15 protein-coding genes and 1 pseudogene are annotated in these 18,416 nt (G+C 50.5%); 9 read left to right on the top strand and 7 right to left on the bottom strand.

Annotation, left to right across the window (positions count from 1 at the left end):
• Nucleotides 1–169 precede the first annotated feature (169 nt).
• From NTD86_RS06025 to NTD86_RS06000, 6 genes and pseudogenes are all read left to right on the top strand, one after another.
• Nucleotides 170–544 (top strand): plasmid mobilization protein, encoded by a 375-nt coding sequence (locus NTD86_RS06025; protein ID WP_262201243.1) that lies wholly within the window; start codon nt 170–172, stop codon nt 542–544.
• 47 nt (nt 545–591) lie between these two features.
• Nucleotides 592–1,350: a P-type conjugative transfer protein TrbJ gene (gene trbJ / locus NTD86_RS06020; RefSeq protein WP_262201242.1), complete on the top strand. Its 759-nt coding sequence runs from the start codon at nt 592–594 to the stop codon at nt 1,348–1,350.
• 205 nt (nt 1,351–1,555) lie between these two features.
• Nucleotides 1,556–2,836 carry a P-type conjugative transfer protein TrbL gene (gene trbL, locus NTD86_RS06015; RefSeq protein ID WP_262201241.1) on the top strand — a complete coding sequence of 427 codons (1,281 nt, stop codon included), beginning with the start codon at nt 1,556–1,558 and terminating at the stop codon, nt 2,834–2,836.
• 241 nt (nt 2,837–3,077) lie between these two features.
• On the top strand, nt 3,078–3,329 hold the full coding sequence (locus tag NTD86_RS06010) for an AbrB/MazE/SpoVT family DNA-binding domain-containing protein (RefSeq protein WP_315974725.1): 252 nt from the start codon (nt 3,078–3,080) through the stop codon (nt 3,327–3,329).
• A 349-nt stretch (nt 3,330–3,678) separates the two neighbouring features.
• A pseudogene (locus NTD86_RS06005) lies at nt 3,679–3,921 on the top strand (type II toxin-antitoxin system RelE/ParE family toxin); the annotation flags it as partial.
• 68 nt (nt 3,922–3,989) lie between these two features.
• Complete coding sequence (locus NTD86_RS06000; protein ID WP_262201240.1) at nt 3,990–4,226, top strand: addiction module antidote protein; 237 nt, start codon at nt 3,990–3,992, stop codon at nt 4,224–4,226.
• Between the two features lie 419 nt (nt 4,227–4,645).
• On the opposite strand, the gene drt3b is transcribed toward NTD86_RS06000, so the two are convergent.
• From drt3b to NTD86_RS05965, 7 genes are all read right to left on the bottom strand, one after another.
• Complete coding sequence (drt3b, locus tag NTD86_RS05995) at nt 4,646–6,661, bottom strand: antiviral reverse transcriptase Drt3b (RefSeq protein WP_262201239.1); 2,016 nt, start codon at nt 6,659–6,661, stop codon at nt 4,646–4,648.
• The gene (gene drt3a / locus NTD86_RS05990) at nt 6,642–7,868 is read right to left on the bottom strand and encodes an antiviral reverse transcriptase Drt3a (RefSeq protein ID WP_262201237.1); all 1,227 of its coding nucleotides are present in this window, start codon (nt 7,866–7,868) and stop codon (nt 6,642–6,644) included. Before drt3a ends, drt3b begins: the two co-directional genes overlap by 20 nt.
• Nucleotides 7,862–8,506, bottom strand: a complete 645-nt coding sequence (locus tag NTD86_RS05985; RefSeq protein ID WP_262201236.1) for an SLATT domain-containing protein — start codon at nt 8,504–8,506, stop codon at nt 7,862–7,864. The genes drt3a and NTD86_RS05985 overlap by 7 nt, the downstream gene beginning before the upstream one ends.
• 461 nt (nt 8,507–8,967) lie before the next feature.
• Nucleotides 8,968–9,495 (bottom strand): serine acetyltransferase, encoded by a 528-nt coding sequence (locus NTD86_RS05980; protein WP_262201235.1) that lies wholly within the window; start codon nt 9,493–9,495, stop codon nt 8,968–8,970.
• A 308-nt stretch (nt 9,496–9,803) separates the two neighbouring features.
• Nucleotides 9,804–11,036 (bottom strand): SLC13 family permease, encoded by a 1,233-nt coding sequence (locus tag NTD86_RS05975; RefSeq protein ID WP_262201234.1) that lies wholly within the window; start codon nt 11,034–11,036, stop codon nt 9,804–9,806.
• A 161-nt stretch (nt 11,037–11,197) separates the two neighbouring features.
• Nucleotides 11,198–12,034 (bottom strand): polyphosphate kinase 2 family protein, encoded by an 837-nt coding sequence (locus NTD86_RS05970; RefSeq protein WP_262201233.1) that lies wholly within the window; start codon nt 12,032–12,034, stop codon nt 11,198–11,200.
• 16 nt (nt 12,035–12,050) lie between these two features.
• The gene (locus NTD86_RS05965; RefSeq protein WP_262201232.1) at nt 12,051–14,669 is read right to left on the bottom strand and encodes a plasma-membrane proton-efflux P-type ATPase; all 2,619 of its coding nucleotides are present in this window, start codon (nt 14,667–14,669) and stop codon (nt 12,051–12,053) included.
• Nucleotides 14,670–15,185: 516 nt separating this feature from the next.
• On the opposite strand from NTD86_RS05965, the gene NTD86_RS05960 reads away from it, so the two are divergent.
• The 3 genes from NTD86_RS05960 to NTD86_RS05950 all read left to right on the top strand — a co-directional run bounded on the left by NTD86_RS05960 (nt 15,186) and on the right by NTD86_RS05950 (nt 18,416).
• On the top strand, nt 15,186–15,638 hold the full coding sequence (locus NTD86_RS05960) for an Lrp/AsnC family transcriptional regulator (protein WP_262201231.1): 453 nt from the start codon (nt 15,186–15,188) through the stop codon (nt 15,636–15,638).
• A 171-nt stretch (nt 15,639–15,809) separates the two neighbouring features.
• Nucleotides 15,810–17,492: a flavin monoamine oxidase family protein gene (locus tag NTD86_RS05955; protein ID WP_262201230.1), complete on the top strand. Its 1,683-nt coding sequence runs from the start codon at nt 15,810–15,812 to the stop codon at nt 17,490–17,492.
• 129 nt (nt 17,493–17,621) lie between these two features.
• Nucleotides 17,622–18,416 (top strand): carbon-nitrogen hydrolase family protein, encoded by a 795-nt coding sequence (locus NTD86_RS05950; RefSeq protein WP_262201229.1) that lies wholly within the window; start codon nt 17,622–17,624, stop codon nt 18,414–18,416.

Raw genomic sequence — 18,416 nt, 5'->3', positions numbered from 1 at the left:
AGAAACACTGAAATTAAGGGCAAGATAGGTGAAGTTAGCCAACCGGCAAGCCGGCTAGCTAATTCCACTATTACTTATTCGCGCCTGGCGGCACTCAACGCTTTCTTGCTCTGCGAGGCATCTCGCTACCGCGAGAAAAACATCATCGTTACGACAGGAGAAGTATCTGATGCAATCGAATAGATCCCGTGCGGACTCAAGGAAATATGGCAAGCACTTGAGAGTTCCCGTCTTAGCCAGCGAGGAAATAGTCATTAAAGAAAACGCAGCCCGAGCAAGCCTGACAGTGGCCGAATATCTACGCCGCCTGAGCCTTGGACACGTAATTAAAGGAACTATCGACTCGCAGTGCGTGCATCAGCTCGCAAAGGTCAATGCTGACCAAGGTCGTTTAGGCGGGCTCTTAAAGCTCTGGTTGACCGATGACGCCAAGCTAGCCATCACGGGCAGTGCTTGGACACCCGGCGTAGTAAGGGCGTTGTTAAAACGAATCGAGACAAACCAGAGCGAAATGCTGCACTTGGTGCAGTCCTTAAAATTTTAGCCGCTAAAAAATCCCGAAAATATTCGGGGTTCCTTCTTGGAGTTCCCATGAACAAAACCAAAGGTTTTATCGTTGGGTGTTTGCTGACAATCGCAACTACACATCTGCAACCAGCTCTTGCAGGTATACCCGTTGCCGACGGATTGAATTTGGGGCAGACCACAATCAGTGCAATGCAGAGTGTCGCCGCTGTCGTAAAGCAGATTGAGCAGTACCGAACTCAGCTAATGCAGTACGAAAATATGCTGCAGAACACTGTTGCACCTTCATCCTATATCTGGGATCAGGCAGATCAAACGATAACAAAGCTGCTGGAGGCTCAGAACACCCTCAGCTACTACAGGAACCAAGCGGGCAGCCTCGAAGACTACTTATCCAAATTTCAGGACACCTCACATTATTCAGCGTCCCCTTGCTTTGGGACTCAAGATTGCTCAGATCAGGATCAACGGGCCATCGCCACTGCTCGTGCAGAGGCCAGCACTGCCCGCAAATTAAGCACTGACGCCCTTTTGATGAGCGTTGATCGCCAACAAAACACCCTACAGCGGGATGCCAATAACTTGGCAAACATGCAGCGCCAAGCCGTCAACGCTGAAGGGCAAATGCAAGCGATCCAATCGGCGAACCAACTGGCTAGTGCCCAAGCCAATCAGCTCATCCAAATCCGAAGCTTGCTCGTTGCACAGGAAAGTGCCGTAGCTACTGAAGCTCAGATAGCAGGTGATCGAGAGTCCCAGCAACAAGCCGCCGACCAACATGCACTCTCGGGCAATAACAGCCAGAGCGCTGAAAGATCCTGGTAAGGAGCAGATATGCACTGTCGAACCTTAACCTGTATCACCCTGCTGATTAGCCTCGTATGCGGCTGCAACGATCAGCACAGCTCTAAGACGCTGAAGTGTAATGACGTCACCACAGGGCTTTCGAAAACAGATCAGCAAGCGATTAGAGATGCTTGCGCACTTAGCCACAAAAACACCCAAAGCAACGACAGGCAATGGTGACCGCATGAAAAAGCTCATTTCGACTCACCTACTGCTCGCAGCACTCATCAGCGCACAAGCGGCTCAGGCTGCAGACTTGGACAGCGGGAATATGCTGAACCAAATCCTAGATAGCTTCTCTGCAGTAGCCATTACCTGGCAATCCAAAATCCTTCGTGCGGCCACTTGGCTATTCTGGAGTCTGGCGCTCGTGAGCATGGTTTGGACGTATGGGTTCATGGCTCTGCGACGAGCGGATATTCAGGAATTTTTCGCCGAAACCATAAAGTTTTTTGGAACACTTGGTTTTTTCTGGTGGCTATTGATAAACGGTCCGGCCATATCTTTATCCATTATCAACACCATGCGCACCATCAGTGCCGAAGCTTCAGGTCTCGGCAATGGACTTTCCCCATCAGGGATTGTAGACATCGGTTTTAGTATTTTGTCGAAAGTCAGCGAATCAGCATCCCTGCTGTCTCCGGTTGTTTCTGCAGTAATGCTCGTGGCTGCAATAGTGGTATTAGTAGTTCTAGCCCTCATTGCAGTAAATATGCTGCTACTACTCGTATCTGCATGGCTTCTGGCATACGCCGGAGTTTTTTTATTAGGGTTCGGAGGAAGCCGTTGGACCTCAGATATTGCGATCAGCTTTTACAAAGCAGTACTCGGCATTGGTATTCAGCTTTTCACAATGATCTTGCTGATAGGCATCGGAAAATCTTTCATAGACCAATACTACACAGCGTTTAAGGCCGGAACGCCCGACCTGAACAGTTTGTGCGTTCTGCTCGTAGCATCTGTTGTTCTGCTCACCCTGGTTAACAAGTTGCCACCTATGCTGGCTGGGATAGTGGGTTCAGGAGGGCAATCCTCCGGCATCGGTAGCTTTGGGGCTGGGGCGGCCATAGGTGCTGCAACGATGGCAGCATCCGCTGCCGCCTCTGCAGGGGCCTCAGCCTTGGCTGGTGCCACACAGGCGACTGGAGGCATGTCTGCGCTGTCAGCGGCGTTCAAATCCGCACAGATGGGCTTTGCCTCCACGGAGACGGACAGCAGAGGGTTCGCCTTTGGCGGAGTTCAAGAGTCAAACAATTCCGCTGGAGGTGGTTTCTCAAGCTTTTCGGAGGCCATGGGAACTGGAGCTGGATTTACCTGCGCCCCGAATGGTGCGCATACTCAGCACAGCTCGGCAGTGAAAGCTGAACATCCAAGCGATTTACCTATGTTTGATGGTAATAGCGTAGGAGCCGGGAATGATGACGAGGTACAGGCCTTCGTGAATAAGAACCCACCTCAAGATTAGACCTTCGTACCTTACGAACAGGGGTCGTGTGCAATAAAGCGCTACACAACCCACATCAGCTCAGGAAGCCTTCAAAATGAATACTGAGACAGCCCATGTGCACCGATTTTTCTCGATGACGATGACGGCATCCCCGCAGAGCTGCCACTCATGATTACTCGTCACACACTCAGTTCTTTAGGTATTACATTGGAAACGCTCAGTCAGACTGACTCCGAGCAGGACCAAAAGACTCAAACCGATGCTCAAACATACTAATCAGTTAGATTCGTTGCACGAGCAGAGGTTTATATCATGGTCGAAAGCAAAACCCGGACTGTCAGATGCCAAGACGCCGCAGATGGCCGCAGATGGAAGCGGTGACTTCATAGTCGATTTACCCCCAGAACTACTTGCGCAAATGGGTCTGGGGCTCGGGGACCTCTTGACCGTAGAGATGGTTGACGGCGCGATTGCTCTGAAGCCGGAAACCTACACCTCACCATCTGCCTAAGCACCTCAAATCTTGCCATTATGCGTGCCAAGTGAAATGAAAATTTATGGCGCTACGAGTAGTGTCAGTTCAGGGTTTCTTATCCGCGGATGGGGAACCCGCAGAATTCGGAAAAAATCGTTAGCTAAGCCAATCCGACTTATGTGCAGTTTCTGTTCCGTTACTCCCCACCCCCCGGATTAGGGAGCAACGGAACCACAAACCAACGTAGCCACTGAGCCCGTCCAGCTTCGGGGCCATGAGCGTAATCGCGAAAGATGGCAGATTGCAGCTAGCGCCGCCCGTCGCGACGGTCCGGTTAGGGGCGTTCTCTGCCGGTCATGATTACGAAGCGTGCTGGTCAGATCGGATGCAAATAACAGGTCAAGTCGAATGCAAACGGGTGGTCAACTGGAGTGCAATTTCGCACAAGCTGAAGGATTGGCGGGAAAAGGCCGCAATTGCCGCTCGCATCTTCCGTTTGGCGAATGGTCTACCCAGCGACGTGTCACCAGTCGGCCAGGGAATGGGCGAGTTGAGAATTCATTATGACCCTGGCTACCGGGCTTACTTCCAGCAGCGCGGGACAGAAATCGTCATCCTGCTATATGGTTGAGACAAGAGCAAACAGACTAGGGACATAGAAACGGCAAAACGCCTAACAAATGAGTAGAGGCCGCAATGACTGAGCTAATTTATGACTACGATCCCGCGCAAGCGCTGGACGGCCCAGAGGCGATTGCGGTGTTCCTCGCAGACGCTTTGGACACTGGAGACGCCGCCAATATAGTTAAGGCTATGGGAGTGGTTGCCCGCGCTAAGGGAATGACCGAGTTGGCGAAGGAAACGGGGCTGGCCAGAGAGCAGCTTTACAAGTCGTTCAGCGAAAGCGAGAACCCTACACTAAAAACTATGTAGGTGGTGATGCGGGCGCTGGGAGTTGATTTAACCGCCCGGCCGCATGCGCAATAAGAACACGCCCAGTTGAAGTACACCTCAACTCGGCGTCAGGCGACTCAATATCACGGCGTCAGACTAAGGCCGCATGTTTAGCGTACGGTTTTATCTGTTTTCTCTATTGACCCAAAAAAAGAGTCAGACCCCATGTATCAAGCAAGTGAAAGCTGCCGCGAGCAACACCAAGGCGGGGTTTCCTTAGCGTAGGCAGGCAGCTTAAAAAAGCTTTGAGAAAACTTTTGAAAGCTGAGGAGAAGGCAGGCACTGAGGCAAAGTCATTGGTGTGTGTCCGACATAAAGCCGGATTCATCATGGGAGAGTAAACTCGCATGGGTATTTAGCACTCTACCTGTAAACGCACCCGCCTTAAAATTATCCCACTATTCGTAAGCAGTTTTCAACTCTTTTTTCTGAAGAAGCCTTTCAATTTTGATACCCATTTCGCTCCAATCTACAAACCAGTCATTCTGGGAAATACTCTTATACTGAGACTTCACCTCAGAGGAGGTCGGCCGCCTACCGAACTCGATCTGAAACGAACTGGATATCATTCTAGCTTTAAAGGCTCTATCTAGATAAGGACAACGTACAAGATCGAGTAGAAGGTGAGATGTCTCAGAGTACACGGAAGCTCTCTTAGTCGCCAACATCCCAAGTACGATTGTTTGCATCTTACGTTTTAGCTTTCCATAAATCGGATTATTCTTAATGTAAAACAAAACGGACACAACCTGAAAGTAATTCACAGCGCTGATTTTTTCCGGAACCTCATTAAAAATGAATCTAGAAACATCATCCTCAGAGACCAAGTCAACGTCACCAGAAATCTCTCTCAATGCTATAAGAAGATTGATGACTTCTACGCCAGAGGACACCTTGTCCGCACGCTTATTTTTCATTGTGAAAGTTATTTCATCTTGAATCTTCTTTACGATTTCATCGCCGTAAACTGGCTTCATTAACTTTGCAATTCTACAGCACAATATGGAAATCTGACTTACCAAAAACGTGCTTCTAACCCTTACATCCATCGAGTAAACGAAGAATGTCACATCCATAATAACCAGCAAAAACTTCAACACATTTTCTTGCTGGGCATCATCTAGAGTAGCAGTATAACCATAAACCTCATGAATTTTATTCTTAATCACAGTAAAAAAGTAGCCCGTGATTGTTTCAAATTCAATCTCATTACTTCTGACGATAGCCTTAATATCTCTAATAAGTCTATTCGCAACCACACCAGGCCCTTTGAAATATTTTATAAAAGTTATTTTCTCCTCGGGCTGATCGGAATGACTGTCGGCACCTTCTGCGACATCTACGTCAGGAATTACACCTTTCTTGGACTCATCGAAGGTATCGAATAGCGCAGAAAATATATCCTGAATATCTTTCTTTGCCATAGTAATACCAGTCAAAAATGGGGCTCTATGATAAGAAATTTTTGACTCGTTGAGGTACAACTTTACCCTTTCCAAAGAATTTTGAAACTCACTCAGTATGTGCTCACCGACCTTGTCATCATTATAAAATAAGAAATAATCATCCACATATCGTCTAACATCGTAACTCCCTCGAAGTTCGGTATTACTGTGGGATACTCGTTTATCTACATCCTGCAATATTATCTCTGCAAATATCCTACTAAACTCAGGACCTATCACTAGCCCATCATTCCGACCAAAGTTAGCAGATTCCATTAGCGCGGAAAACTTGTTCTCAAAATTCTGTTTCCCCAAATGCTCCTTGTGGTACAGCTCATCTTTAACTGCTTCACCAAGTCGCTTTGTGGAGATATTGTCAAAACATTTTGAAATATCAAACTTTAACAGCTTCTTAAACTTTTTTTCGAGCCTATGAAACTCGTAGGAATCGTAAAATTTATAAAGAAACGCATATTTTTTATACAGAAAAAAAGAACTCGCGTATTTGAACTGGACGGCCATACCGTCATCTACATTGGCCTCAGCCCCCTCGTCTTTTACAGAGTTATCACGCAAAGAATTATCCGGTTCGTAATACCAGGCTGCGACCTCAGCTGGTGCGCGAAGACTAAATTCACTCCGGGCTGTAAGCCCGCACATTAAACTGCTATAGGTTTTGTAAAACGCTACGAAATCTTGTTGGCTTGAAGGGTGTATGAGATGGAGGGTTCTGTAGCTGGATGCCGTGCGCACGATCTTATAGGTGAACGGCTGTGTTTCTTTATTAGGCCTCAATATAGCCTCTAGAAGCCCGATTTCTTTACGCCCAACTAACCTTGAATAGAAGCCCTCATTTGTCAAAAGAATAGGAACCTCGTATGGAAGGACCTCTGTGAGTAAAACTCGATTATAGTTCGACTTATATACCCTCTTAAGCCCATTCTCCTTTTTATTTTTTTTCATAGCCATCTTCTCTTTTCCAGCAATCTTTTATTCGTGAAAAATCATTTTTCGAAATTGCATAAACTTTTCTTTGATTGAACCCTTTATCAAAACTAATGCCTTGCGTCGCGATGCAGGCCTCACGCATATCGACTGCACCAATTGCTCGGTAAATGCTACCTCGCTTTGAGCGGCAAAGCCTCATTAAAAAGCTATCTAACTCTACTATCTGTTGCAGATCTGTTAGGGTTTTGTTGTTGTAGTAAAACCCTGCCATCAACCCCCGCGCCTCTCCGCTCGAACCTGAGGCCTCACGTATCAGGTAGTTGCCGGTAATAAATTTCAATCTAAGACAGAGAAGAGAAATATCTTTATTTCTCGAATAGTCTAAAAACGATAAAACAATACGTGTTTTTATTTTTCTAACCCTATTGCTCGAAATCCTAATCTTTAGTAACAAGTCGGAGTCAATAAAATGCTCATACCCTAAAAACCCTAGACGCTCCACCCCGCCATAAAGTGATTCGGATTTAACAACCTTTATTTTTTTATAATTTAAAGAAAGACCTAAATCTTTGAGCTTACCTTCCACATCTTCGAGTATTCCATCACTCCGAACATGACAAAAAATTATGAAGTCGTCGACATATCTAGCGTAATAGTAAACGCCATCGAGCGCCCGAACGTACCTATCAAAATCCCTAATATACAACTCAGAAAGGGATGAGCTTATACTGATACCTCTCGGCAACCCAGTGACGGCGGAAACGCTGCTACAAGAAAAAATCTGCCTTACAATCCTCCTGTTATGGTAGGAAAGTATTCGATTTGACTCCACCTTGGAAATAACCGAATCCCTAGGAATTGATTCATAAAATCCTTTAACATCGCCCTTTATCACGACATAGTGGCTCGTATCTGAGACCAAAGAATTAATTTGTTTAGTTATCGCATCACGATCTGACTGCTTTACCTTGTAAATTCTTCCCAGAATTTTATTCACTCGCCGCAAGCTATAGACACTCTCAAGGGAGTTTGGCTTAAATATCCTTTTACCCCTTTTATCGTAAAATGTCACATCTGAGAAATCACATCCATCATCTAAGATTTTTTTTGCGGCCAAATCTAGTCTTTCAAGATATTCACTGCGCTTTCTACCAAGTTTAAACCTAATCACATCCTTGATTGATGTCAGTCGCAAAAAACTCTTTCCAGTGAAGTTTTGATCTAGCAAGGCGACACCTCTTTAACGGCGAGATAAATACCCAGCAGCATCCAGCCTACCGAAGTTATTGACACGGCCAAATAAAAATAATAAAGCAGCCCACGCCCTATTGAACTAACAAAAAACTCCCATATAAGATTGAGAATGGCTGGAATTTTCTTACTCCTTACCAGCTCAATATTCGAATCAACCTTACTGTGATTCTCATACTTAGAAAGTATTTCAGCATATACTGTTGCTTGCTTTTCGAAATCATCCAGAGACGGAACGAATCCACTGTAATTAATTTTGAAGTTCAGTATTTTTTTAAAGTTATTCAAAGCTTGAGCACAATCATGAATTCTTTCTGCTCGAGCCCCATATTTTGCACCAGAGACCATGATGGATAATGCCAACATAATAATTGGCAAACAGTTCTGGCCAATCGTTATATATGCCTCTCCCCGACCAAGCTCTCCACTGTATAAAACCATAATGAAAGACACTACGATTAAAGCTGTGGATGCCAAGATCAAAGCGACATTCGACGCCCCCTCTAGACTACTAAGCCGTCTATAAGTATTAAATCGATAATCCGTTGTTAAGCTTACCGAATCATAGAGCTTTCTATATGCAGTCAAATCATCTGTAGAAATACGCCACCCCAAAACTTAATCTTCAAATTTTCGACATATTAAAAATCTTGCACGTTTCAGGTGCACAGGTTCACTCTGAAAATTTTGTACTGACGATGCTCAATCCAATCTTGCTCGCCTCGTACGGAGCCCTCCAGCAACGCTCATCGAGCAATGGCAAAACACTCTGATCAGCCCAGCCCCACCCAAAAAACCCGGTACAATAGAGGTACAGTGGCAAGCACCAAACACCTTCGCTAGATTACGCTTAAATCATGTCAAAACGCCATACCAGCATAGCTGTACCTTCTTTCACCTTTGATAGGTTTCGTTAGCTATGCTGCGTGTCAAGCCAACTCATAATCCCTTGGTCGTAGGTTAGAGTCCTACTGGGCCCTCCACACAAGAAAGCCGCGCAGTGCGCGGCTTTCGTGTTTCTAACGTTCGTAAAAATCAGGTCTCGAAGCGCCCTCAACATGTGGGGCTGTAGCGCATCATCGAGCGTTATAGAACGTAACTCCCTGCTCGATGTTCTTATTGACGAACGACATGGCGCCGATTGTGACATCGTCCCCGATCATCAAGGTGTCTGCGATGATGCAACTGTGTGCGCCCACGCTGACATTGTCCCCAATGACCAGGTCGTAGTTGTCCAACCCTAGGGTCTTGATGCCAATTGTGGTGTTTTGACGGATGAAAAAGTTGCGGCCGATTTTGACATAGCCGGTGATGACCACGCCGGGCAGGTGGCCTATGCGAAAGCCTGGCCCTATTTGGGCATTGATACTGATGTCGACGCCGTACTTGAGGTTGAGCTTTCTCTCCAGCCGTTTGGCGTAAGCGCGCGCAAAACGATTCCCTGAATAAAAGTACTGAGCCAATCGGAACATGAACAAGTAACGCAGATTGTTGTGCTTGCGGGTGCGCTTGAGGATGTTGGTGATAAGCCCTATCCAGCTTCCGTTCTTTTTCTTATTCGAGACTTCCGTTCTCCAATGCTCTATCAAAGAACTTAGATTCAAAACTTGATCCTGTTGTTCGTTACGTCCTGTGAGCCCTTCGATAATAGCTTCTCGCTATCAAGGTTCCTACAGTCACTCATTTTTCGCATATAGAGTCCGTAGATGGGCTCAAGACAGTTGGCAGAGTTTGTCGTGTTCCGGCTCCACTGCCTAGATCACTCGAGATGAAAAAATCTCTACAAACCCTGCACAAGAGCCGCTCACACACGCCCAGAGCCATTGCATATAGCCCGCTGCAACAGCGCACTCATCCATTCACTCTTGAGGCAGGCACACGCTCGTAACGTATGCCTTTGCACCTCAGCGCCTCACAAAAACGCCACCCAAAGCCCTGCCATCAGCAATGTCAGCAGTGTCACTGGCACCCCCGATTTGGCGAATGCGCCGAAGGAGATCTTGATACCGCAACTCGCGGCCTGTTCCACGACGATGATCCCGGCCAGGCTTCCGAAAATAATAAGGTTGCTTGAGAAACCGGTACCCAAAGCTATCGCGGCGCCTAATGACTGGGCGTTGTTGTCGGGATGCAAGTACGGGGAAAGCAGCATGACCGCAGGGTTATTGCCCACAACGTCGCTGAGCACTGAACCGGCCAGGAACAGAGACACCGGGTCATTGACGTCGATGCCCACATGGCGCAACCAGTCAAACAGGGACTGTGGAAGACCTGTGTTGGAGAGCGCCTGGTTACAGATAAACAACCCGATGATCAAAAGCAGCAGGTTGCCGTCTACTTGCTTGAGCACATCCTTTGAAGCAAGGCTGCGGTTGACCAGCAGAATCCCTGCACCGGCAAGCGCAACCAGTTCCCGTGGCCAGATATCCGCCACCAGGGCGATGATCACGGCGCTGGCAACAATGATGGCCTTGGTCGTCTCGACTCTATCGAGTTGAACCGGCGGCGGGGTTGGGATGGCTGTTTTATTCGCCGGTTGCTCCAGCGTCCATTTACCGCGGTATTGCCACGCGATGATGCACCAGATAATGGGCAACGATAGAAGTGCCGGTATCCCTGCCGCAATCATGAATTCGTTGAATGAAAGATCAAGCGATTGGGCCGCAATCATGTTTTGCGGACTGCCGATCAAGGTGCCCGCTGCACCGGAGTTCGCAGCAAAACAAAAGGCCAACAAAAAAGGCACCGGGTTGAGCCCGCGGGCGAGTGCCACGCTCACCAGCAACGGGGTCATCGACAAGACCACCACATCATTGGTCAGCAGTGAAGAAAGCCCTGCACTGACGGCGATAAACACCGCCAGCAACGCGACCGGCGTGATCGGTAGCTTAGCTACCTTCTCGGCGGCCCAGGCGTAAAACCCGGAAACCGTAAACGCACCCGACACGACCATCAGACCAAACAACAACCCGAGGGTGCGGTAGTCAATGGCATCCCACGCGGCTTGCGGGGTAAGGCTTCCTGCTACGATCATGGCCAGGGCGCCCACGACCGCAGCACCCGTTCTGTCCACGTTAAAGGCCGGCAACTTGCCGATACCCATCACCAAATAAACCATGAAGAAAATGAGCAGGGTTGTGTACATAACGACGCCTAATGCTATGAAGCCCGTCACAGGCCGATAAAAGGTGAACCGCAAAATGCCAATAGCGCTCCCTGCTCTGATCAACCAACAGGAAACGCTATGAGATACCTGGCCATTGCCGCCCTGAACGTTCGAAACCTTCAGGGCGGCGCTCTACAGATTTAGAGTTTTTCTTTCTTGGCCTGGTGGTACTTCCTTCTGATTTCTTTCAGATCAACCGTGGGTTTGGGCAACTGCATCTTCATGTCCTTGAGCGTCTTCTCAACAATGCTCCCGACTGCCAGGTTGCGGAACCACTTATGGTTGGCCGGGATGACATACCAGGGCGCATGGTCAGTCGAACATTTGTTCAACATCGCCTCGTACGCCTTGATGTAGTCGTCCCACAAGGCGCGTTCTGAATAGTCCGATTCGCTGATCTTCCACTGCCGCATCGGATCATCCAGGCGCTCTTCAAAACGTCTCAACTGCTCTTCTGGCGAGATGTACAAGAAGAACTTCAAGATGGTCGTGTTATTCGAATGCACGGTGCGCTCAAATGCATTGATCAGGTCGTAGCGCTTTTCGATGACCTTGCTGGGCGCCATTTTGTGCACGCGCTGCACAAGTACGTCTTCATAATGCGAACGGTTAAAGATCGCCACGTTGCCGTCAGCCGGTACATGGGGATGCACCCGCCAGAGAAAATCATGGCTGCTTTCTTCAGCTGTCGGTTGTTTGAAGCCATGTACGTTGGTGCCTTGCGGGTTCATCGATCGCAACACGTGCCAGCAGGTGCCATCTTTGCCGGCCGCATCAATCCCCTGCAAAACGATCAGCAGGGAATGTTTGCGCTCGGCATAAAGTTTCTTCTGCAGGTCCGCGATGCTGGCGGACTGTTGATCAAGATGCTTTTGCGCATCTTTTTCCGACTTATAACCACCGTTGAAATCCGGATCCACATCAGCGAGGCGGATTTTTGACCCAGGCTTAACAATCAACTTACTAATAAGGCTCATAGTCTGGTTTCCATAATCATGCGATGGCTTTAGTCAGGTTTTCGCTCTGTTTTTCACGCTTGTCGACGACGGAGAAGTAGATCAACTTCACGATATCGATGATCACCATCCAGACAAGGACGTATACCCAAACCACGCCAATCAGTTCCCACGAAATGGCGGGGACGAAAATACCGAACGCACAGATCAATACCGCAACAATCTGCGTACCGATAACAGCCAGCAACAGCGGTAGCGACGGGAACGGTGGTTTGAACACGCTGTTGCGGTTACGCACCACAAACAGCAACAAGTGACCGCCAGCCGCCAACTGCAAGAACAACATGGTTTGTAGGTGGCTCAAGTCGAGCGCAAAGACATGCATCAGTTCTGCATTATTCATCCAGTACATCGAAATAAGTACCAGACCAAAACTTTGTGCCAGTGCCATCAACCCCATGATCGAAGAGAACACGATTATTCGATGCATATCCCATCGCACCGGTTTCTTGGCTATTTTTACGTTGTCATAGGCAATCGTCATGATCGGAATATCATCAAGCAATGCCAGCACCACAATCATGATCGCGGTCAACGGACGCACACCGAACACCAGATAAGACAGCACCACCACAAACATGATGCAAATCGTCATCGCGATACGGTAGTAAACATATGACGTAATACGCTCGAAGATCGCCCGTGCTTCTTCGATGGCATTAACAATGGTTGATAGTCCAGGAGCGGTCAAAATCAGCGCGGCGGCCGATCTGGCAGCGTCTGTTGCGCCGGAAACAGCAATACCGCATTCAGCTTGTTTCAAGGCCGGTGCGTCGTTAACACCATCCCCTGTCATTGCAACAATGTGATTACGCTCTTGCAGCGCCTTAACAATCTGGTATTTGTTTTCCGGGAATACGCGCCCAAACCCATCCGCCGCTTCGACAGCGCGGGCCGCATCAATTGGAATATGGTTGTTGTCCGTGTCCTTGGGGAACACTTGATCGGCAACCAACAGATGCGTCCCGAGCCCCAGTTGCCGGGAGATTTCGGAACCAATCGCCACGTCATCACCCGTGACCATCTTCACCGAAAGCCCCAGCGCACGTGCCTGGGCAATGGTTTCCTTGGCATCAGGGCGTGGTGGATCAAGCAGGGCCAGCAAACCAAGGAGCTCCCAGGTTTTGCCGTCATCATCCGAGCGTGCTACACCCAGTGCGCGCGTGCCATGGCTGGCCAGTTCGCTAACTTTGCCGAAGTAAGCCTTAGAGCGCGGTTCATCGCTGGACGTCTCGCTTATATTGCACAGCGTGGCAATAACTTGCGGCGCACCCTTGGCGAAGGAAATTTTTTTCTGGGACGAGTCTTCAACAACCGCAAGTGTCTTTTTATTGACCGGGTCAAAAGGCGTGAAACTGACTTGTTTAAAACCTTCCAGTGACTTTTTATCTTTGAGCGCACTCAACACAGCCTGATCGATGGCGTCCGTACTCTCCGCCTGACAGGCTAAAGAAGCGCCAAGAATGACCGCATCGGGTGTCGTCTTCGGATCAAAAGGAATAGCGGCATCAACCGTCAGATGGTTTTGCGTCAGCGTCCCGGTTTTGTCGGAACACAACACATCCACCCCGGCCAACTCTTCAATGGCCGACAACCGCGAAACAATGGCCTTTTGTTTAGATAACGCCAATGCCCCCAGCGCCATCGTCACGGACATCACCGCCGGCATGGCGACTGGCACCGAAGCGATCAGCAACACCAATACAAACTGCGCAATATCACCGGCTTCAGACCACGCCCAATGCCCTTGCACAACAATGTCTTTGTATAACTGCGTGCCGACCAGGATCAGCGCCAGAATGGCCGCGAGAATAATAAGAAAATCCCCGATGCGCAGTACCGCCTGTTCAGCGTGTGACTTGGCGCCCGCACTGGCCACCAACTTGGCCGTACGCCCGAAGAACGTGTTGTTGCCGGTTGAGGTGACAATACCGGTCATCGAGCCTTGTCGTGCGATAGAGCCGGAGTAACCGCTGTCACCGACCATCTTCGAAACAGGCAAAGACTCGCCCGTCAACGCCGCCTGATCCACCGATAAATAAGCACCGTCGATTAACAGCAAATCGGCGGGCAAGATCTCACCGCCGGAGACCGTCACCACATCGCCCGGCACCAGTTCGGCCGCATCGACTGTTTGCCACTTACCATCGCGCTTAACTTGAGCTTTAAGGGCCAGGCCTTTTTTAAGGGCGGCCAATGCACTGGCGGCCTTATTATCCTGCCAAAAACCAACGGCCGCGTTATATAGCAGCAAACCGGTAATAACAATAAAGTCCGGCCAGTCCTGACGCGCCAGCGAAATAAGTGCCGCGATTTCGATCATCCAGGGAATAGGCCCCCAGAAATAACCGAGCAACTTCTTCCAACGGCTGTCTTCCTTTGCAACGATGGCGTTCGGGCCATATTTTACAAGCAGGTTCTTGGCGTCTGCTGAACTAAGACCGTCTGGAGAACTATTAAGTTGGCTTATTTCTTTTTTGATTCCGTCAGCATCCAGCCGTTGCGGCTTAGCGCCACTTGTACTGGACGCTGCTGCGGGCTTTTTAGTATCGGCACTGCTTGTAGATCCATCGCCTGCCATTGTGATGTCGGACATTCCCTTACCCTCTTAGACGGCTCTTGCTTAATCAAGTACTCTTAAATGTTTAAAAGCCTATAGGCACTCACACTCAAATACCTATCTTCAAATAAGCGATCAACTGTTTAACCACCCTGCATAATCCATGATTACAGAGTTGCTATTCATCACTTACCTGCTTCAATGACAGTTATCACGCTACAGCTATAGATGACGCGCTCTGTCAGCCTCTATTGCAAATCAATCCAGACTCAATTGACCTATGGACTGATTTTCTCTGGCGCTTACCTATAAATAATTTTTTAACGGTAATAGTCAGATTGTCACAATTCATGTGTCACCCCGCGTCTTCGGGCAAGCGTAGATCAACGTTCATCAATTTCAACAATGCCGCGCAAGATTTCGAGCTGCGTCTGAGCCCTCTATAAAAGCCCCTCCCAGCGATGCGGTGATTTCTCGAACGGTTGAGAAGACAGGGCCAGTCCCTTACGCTCCCACTCTGCACCCTGCCCTCAGCTCAAACGGAGCCTTCCTTTGCCCGACACCCGCCCCCCTGCACTGGATGACATCGACCGTCAATTGATTGCCGCCTTGCAGCTCAATGCCCGCGAGAGTGTGGCGATGCTCGCACGTCAGTTGGGGATCGCTCGCACAACGGTGACGTCGCGCCTGGCGCGGCTGGAGAAAACCAAAGTCATTACCGGCTATGGCGTACGTTTGAGCCAGCGTCTGGTAGACGGCGGCCTGCAGGCCTATGTGGGGATTACTGTGCAGCCTCGTTCCGGTAAGGAGGTGGTGCGGCGCTTGAGCAGCATGGCGCAGGTGCAACAGTTGTGTGCCGTGAGTGGCGAGTTCGATTACGTGGCCTGGCTACGCAGCGAGTCACCTGAGCAACTGGATCAGTTGCTCGATCAGATCGGCAGTGTCGACGGGGTCGAAAAGACCACGACGTCGATCATTCTCAGCAGCAAGGTGGACCGCGGATAAAGCGTTATACCGGCACCGCACTTCACTTTGCTCAGCGCATTCGTCATATCGACCAAACAAAGGTCATAACGACGACACTTTGTGCCTTATTTACGTGTTGCTCGCTCCCTAAACTGGCGGCTGTCTTTTCCTATACTCACGTGTAACGCGAGTCGCCCAGTAAGGTCAGCCATGAACAAGAACAATCGCCACCCTGCCGACGGTAAAAAACCTGTCACTATTTTTGGACCTGACTTTCCGTTTGCCTTCGATGACTGGATCGAACACCCGGCAGGGTTGGGCAGTATTCCGGCAGACAAGCTGGGCGCAGAAGTGGCGATTGTCGGGGCCGGTATGGCTGGCATGGTGGCCGCCTACGAGTTGATGAAGCTGGGCCTCAAGCCGGTGGTGTACGAAGCCTCCAAGATGGGCGGTCGCTTGCGCTCGCAAGCCTTTGAAGGCAGCGAAGGGGTGATTGCCGAGTTGGGCGGCATGCGTTTCCCGGTGTCGTCCACAGCGTTTTACCACTACGTCGACAAGTTGGGGCTGGAAACCAAACCGTTTCCTAACCCGCTGACACCCGCGTCTGGCAGCACGGTCATCGACCTCGAAGGCCAAACCTTTTACGCACAAAAACTGGCGGACTTGCCTGCCTTGTTCCAGGAAGTCGCTGACGCCTGGGCCGACGCGCTGGAAGAAGGCTCACGCTTTGGTGACATCCAGCAAGCCATCCGCGACCGTGACGTCCCGCGCCTCAAAGAGCTATGGAATACCCTGGTTCCGCTGTGGGACGATCGCACGTTCTATGACTTTGTCGCCACCTCCAAAGCCTTCGCCAAACTGTCTTTCCAGCACCGCGAAGTGTTTGGCCAGGTCGGGTTTGGCACCGGCGGCTGGGACTCGGATTTCCCCAACTCGATGCTGGAAATTTTCCGCGTGGTGATGACCAACTGCGACGACCACCAGCACCTGGTGGTGGGCGGTGTCGAGCAAGTGCCGCTGGGGATCTGGAGCCACGTGCCTGAACGCTGCGCTCACTGGCCCGAAGGCACCAGCCTGCGCTCTCTGCATCGCGGCGCACCTCGTACTGGGGTCAAAGCCATTTCGCGCTCGGCCGACGGGCTCTTTTCGGTGACCGACAACCTCGGTGTCACCCGCACTCACGAAGCGGTGCTGGTCACCTGCCAAAGCTGGCTGCTGACCACCCAAATCGACTGCGAAGAAGCGCTGTTCTCGCAAAAGCTGTGGATGGCCTTGGACCGCACGCGTTACATGCAGTCATCAAAAACCTTCGTGATGGTCGACCGCCCTTTCTGGAAAGACAAAGACCCGCAAACCGGCCGCGACCTGATGAGCATGACCCTCACCGACCGTCTGACCCGTGGCACGTACCTGTTCGACAACGGCGACGACAAGCCGGGAGTGATTTGCCTGTCGTACTCGTGGATGAGCGATGCGCTGAAAATGCTCCCGCACCCAGTGGAAAAGCGCGTCAAGCTGGCCCTGGATGCGCTGAAAAAGATCTACCCGAAGGTAGACATTGCCAGCCGCATCATTGGCGACCCGATCACCGTGTCGTGGGAAGCCGACCCGCATTTCCTCGGCGCTTTCAAAGGTGCGCTGCCAGGCCACTACCGTTATAACCAGCGCATGTACGCGCATTTCATGCAGCAAGACCTTCCCAGCGAACAACGCGGGATTTTTATTGCCGGCGATGATGTCTCATGGACACCGGCCTGGGTTGAGGGCGCCGTGCAAACATCGTTGAACGCGGTCTGGGGCATCATGACCCACTTTGGCGGCCACACTCATGCCGACAACCCTGGACCGGGTGATGTGTTCAATGACATCGGCCCGATTGCCTTGCCGGATTGACTGCTACATGAACCCAACAGTGGGAGCGGGCTTGCTCGCGAGAGCAGCAACGCGGTCACAGAACTGATCCGCGTCGCCGGTATCTGGAGCAAGCCCGCCCCCACAGGGACAGTGAACAAGGAGAACCCCATGCGCGTCGTCCTTTACCAATGTCACCCCTTGCCACTCGACCTCGCAGGCAACCTGCAGCGCTTGCAAATCATCGCCTCGCAGGCAGAAGGCGTTGATTTACTGGTCGTACCCGAGATGTTCCTGACCGGCTACAACATTGGTGCGAAGGCGGTCGCCGAACTGGCCCAGCCCCACGACGGCCCCGCCGCTCAGCAAATCGCCGAACTGGCCCAAACCAGCGGCACTGCCATTGCCTACGGCTACCCGGAGCGTGGCGATGACGGGCATATCTACAACAGCGTGCAGGTGTTCGACAGCCACGGGCAAAGCCTGTGCAACTACCGTAAAACCCATTTGTTCGGGCAACTCGACCGCGACATGTTCAGCCCGGGGCAAGACGCCTTCCCCGTGTTCGAACTCAATGGCTGGCAGCTTGGCCTGCTGATTTGTTATGACCTCGAGTTCCCGGAAAACGCCCGCCGCCTGGCCTTGGCCGGAGCGGAGTTGATCATCGTGCCGACCGCCAACATGGCGCCTTACGACTTTATCGCCGAGGTCACCGTGCGCAGCCGTGCCTTTGAAAACCAGTGCTATGTGGCTTACGCCAACTATTGCGGCCACGAAGGCAGCATCCAGTACTGCGGCCAAAGCAGCATCAGCGCGCCTAACGGCCAACAAGTCGCTTTGGCCGAGCAGGATGAAATCCTGATCACCGCCACACTGGAAAGCCAGCAACTAGAGGACGCCCGCACCGGGAATTTCTACCTGGCAGATCGTCGGCCCGAACTTTACGGCCCGCTGAGCAAGCGCTGA

Origin of the sequence: Pseudomonas sp. 7P_10.2_Bac1 (genome assembly GCF_025465935.1) — a bacterium.
Lineage (GTDB): Bacteria > Pseudomonadota > Gammaproteobacteria > Pseudomonadales > Pseudomonadaceae > Aquipseudomonas.
The sequence above is the reverse complement of the archived record's forward strand: the minus strand, read 5'-3'. Positions and strand labels throughout refer to the sequence as shown.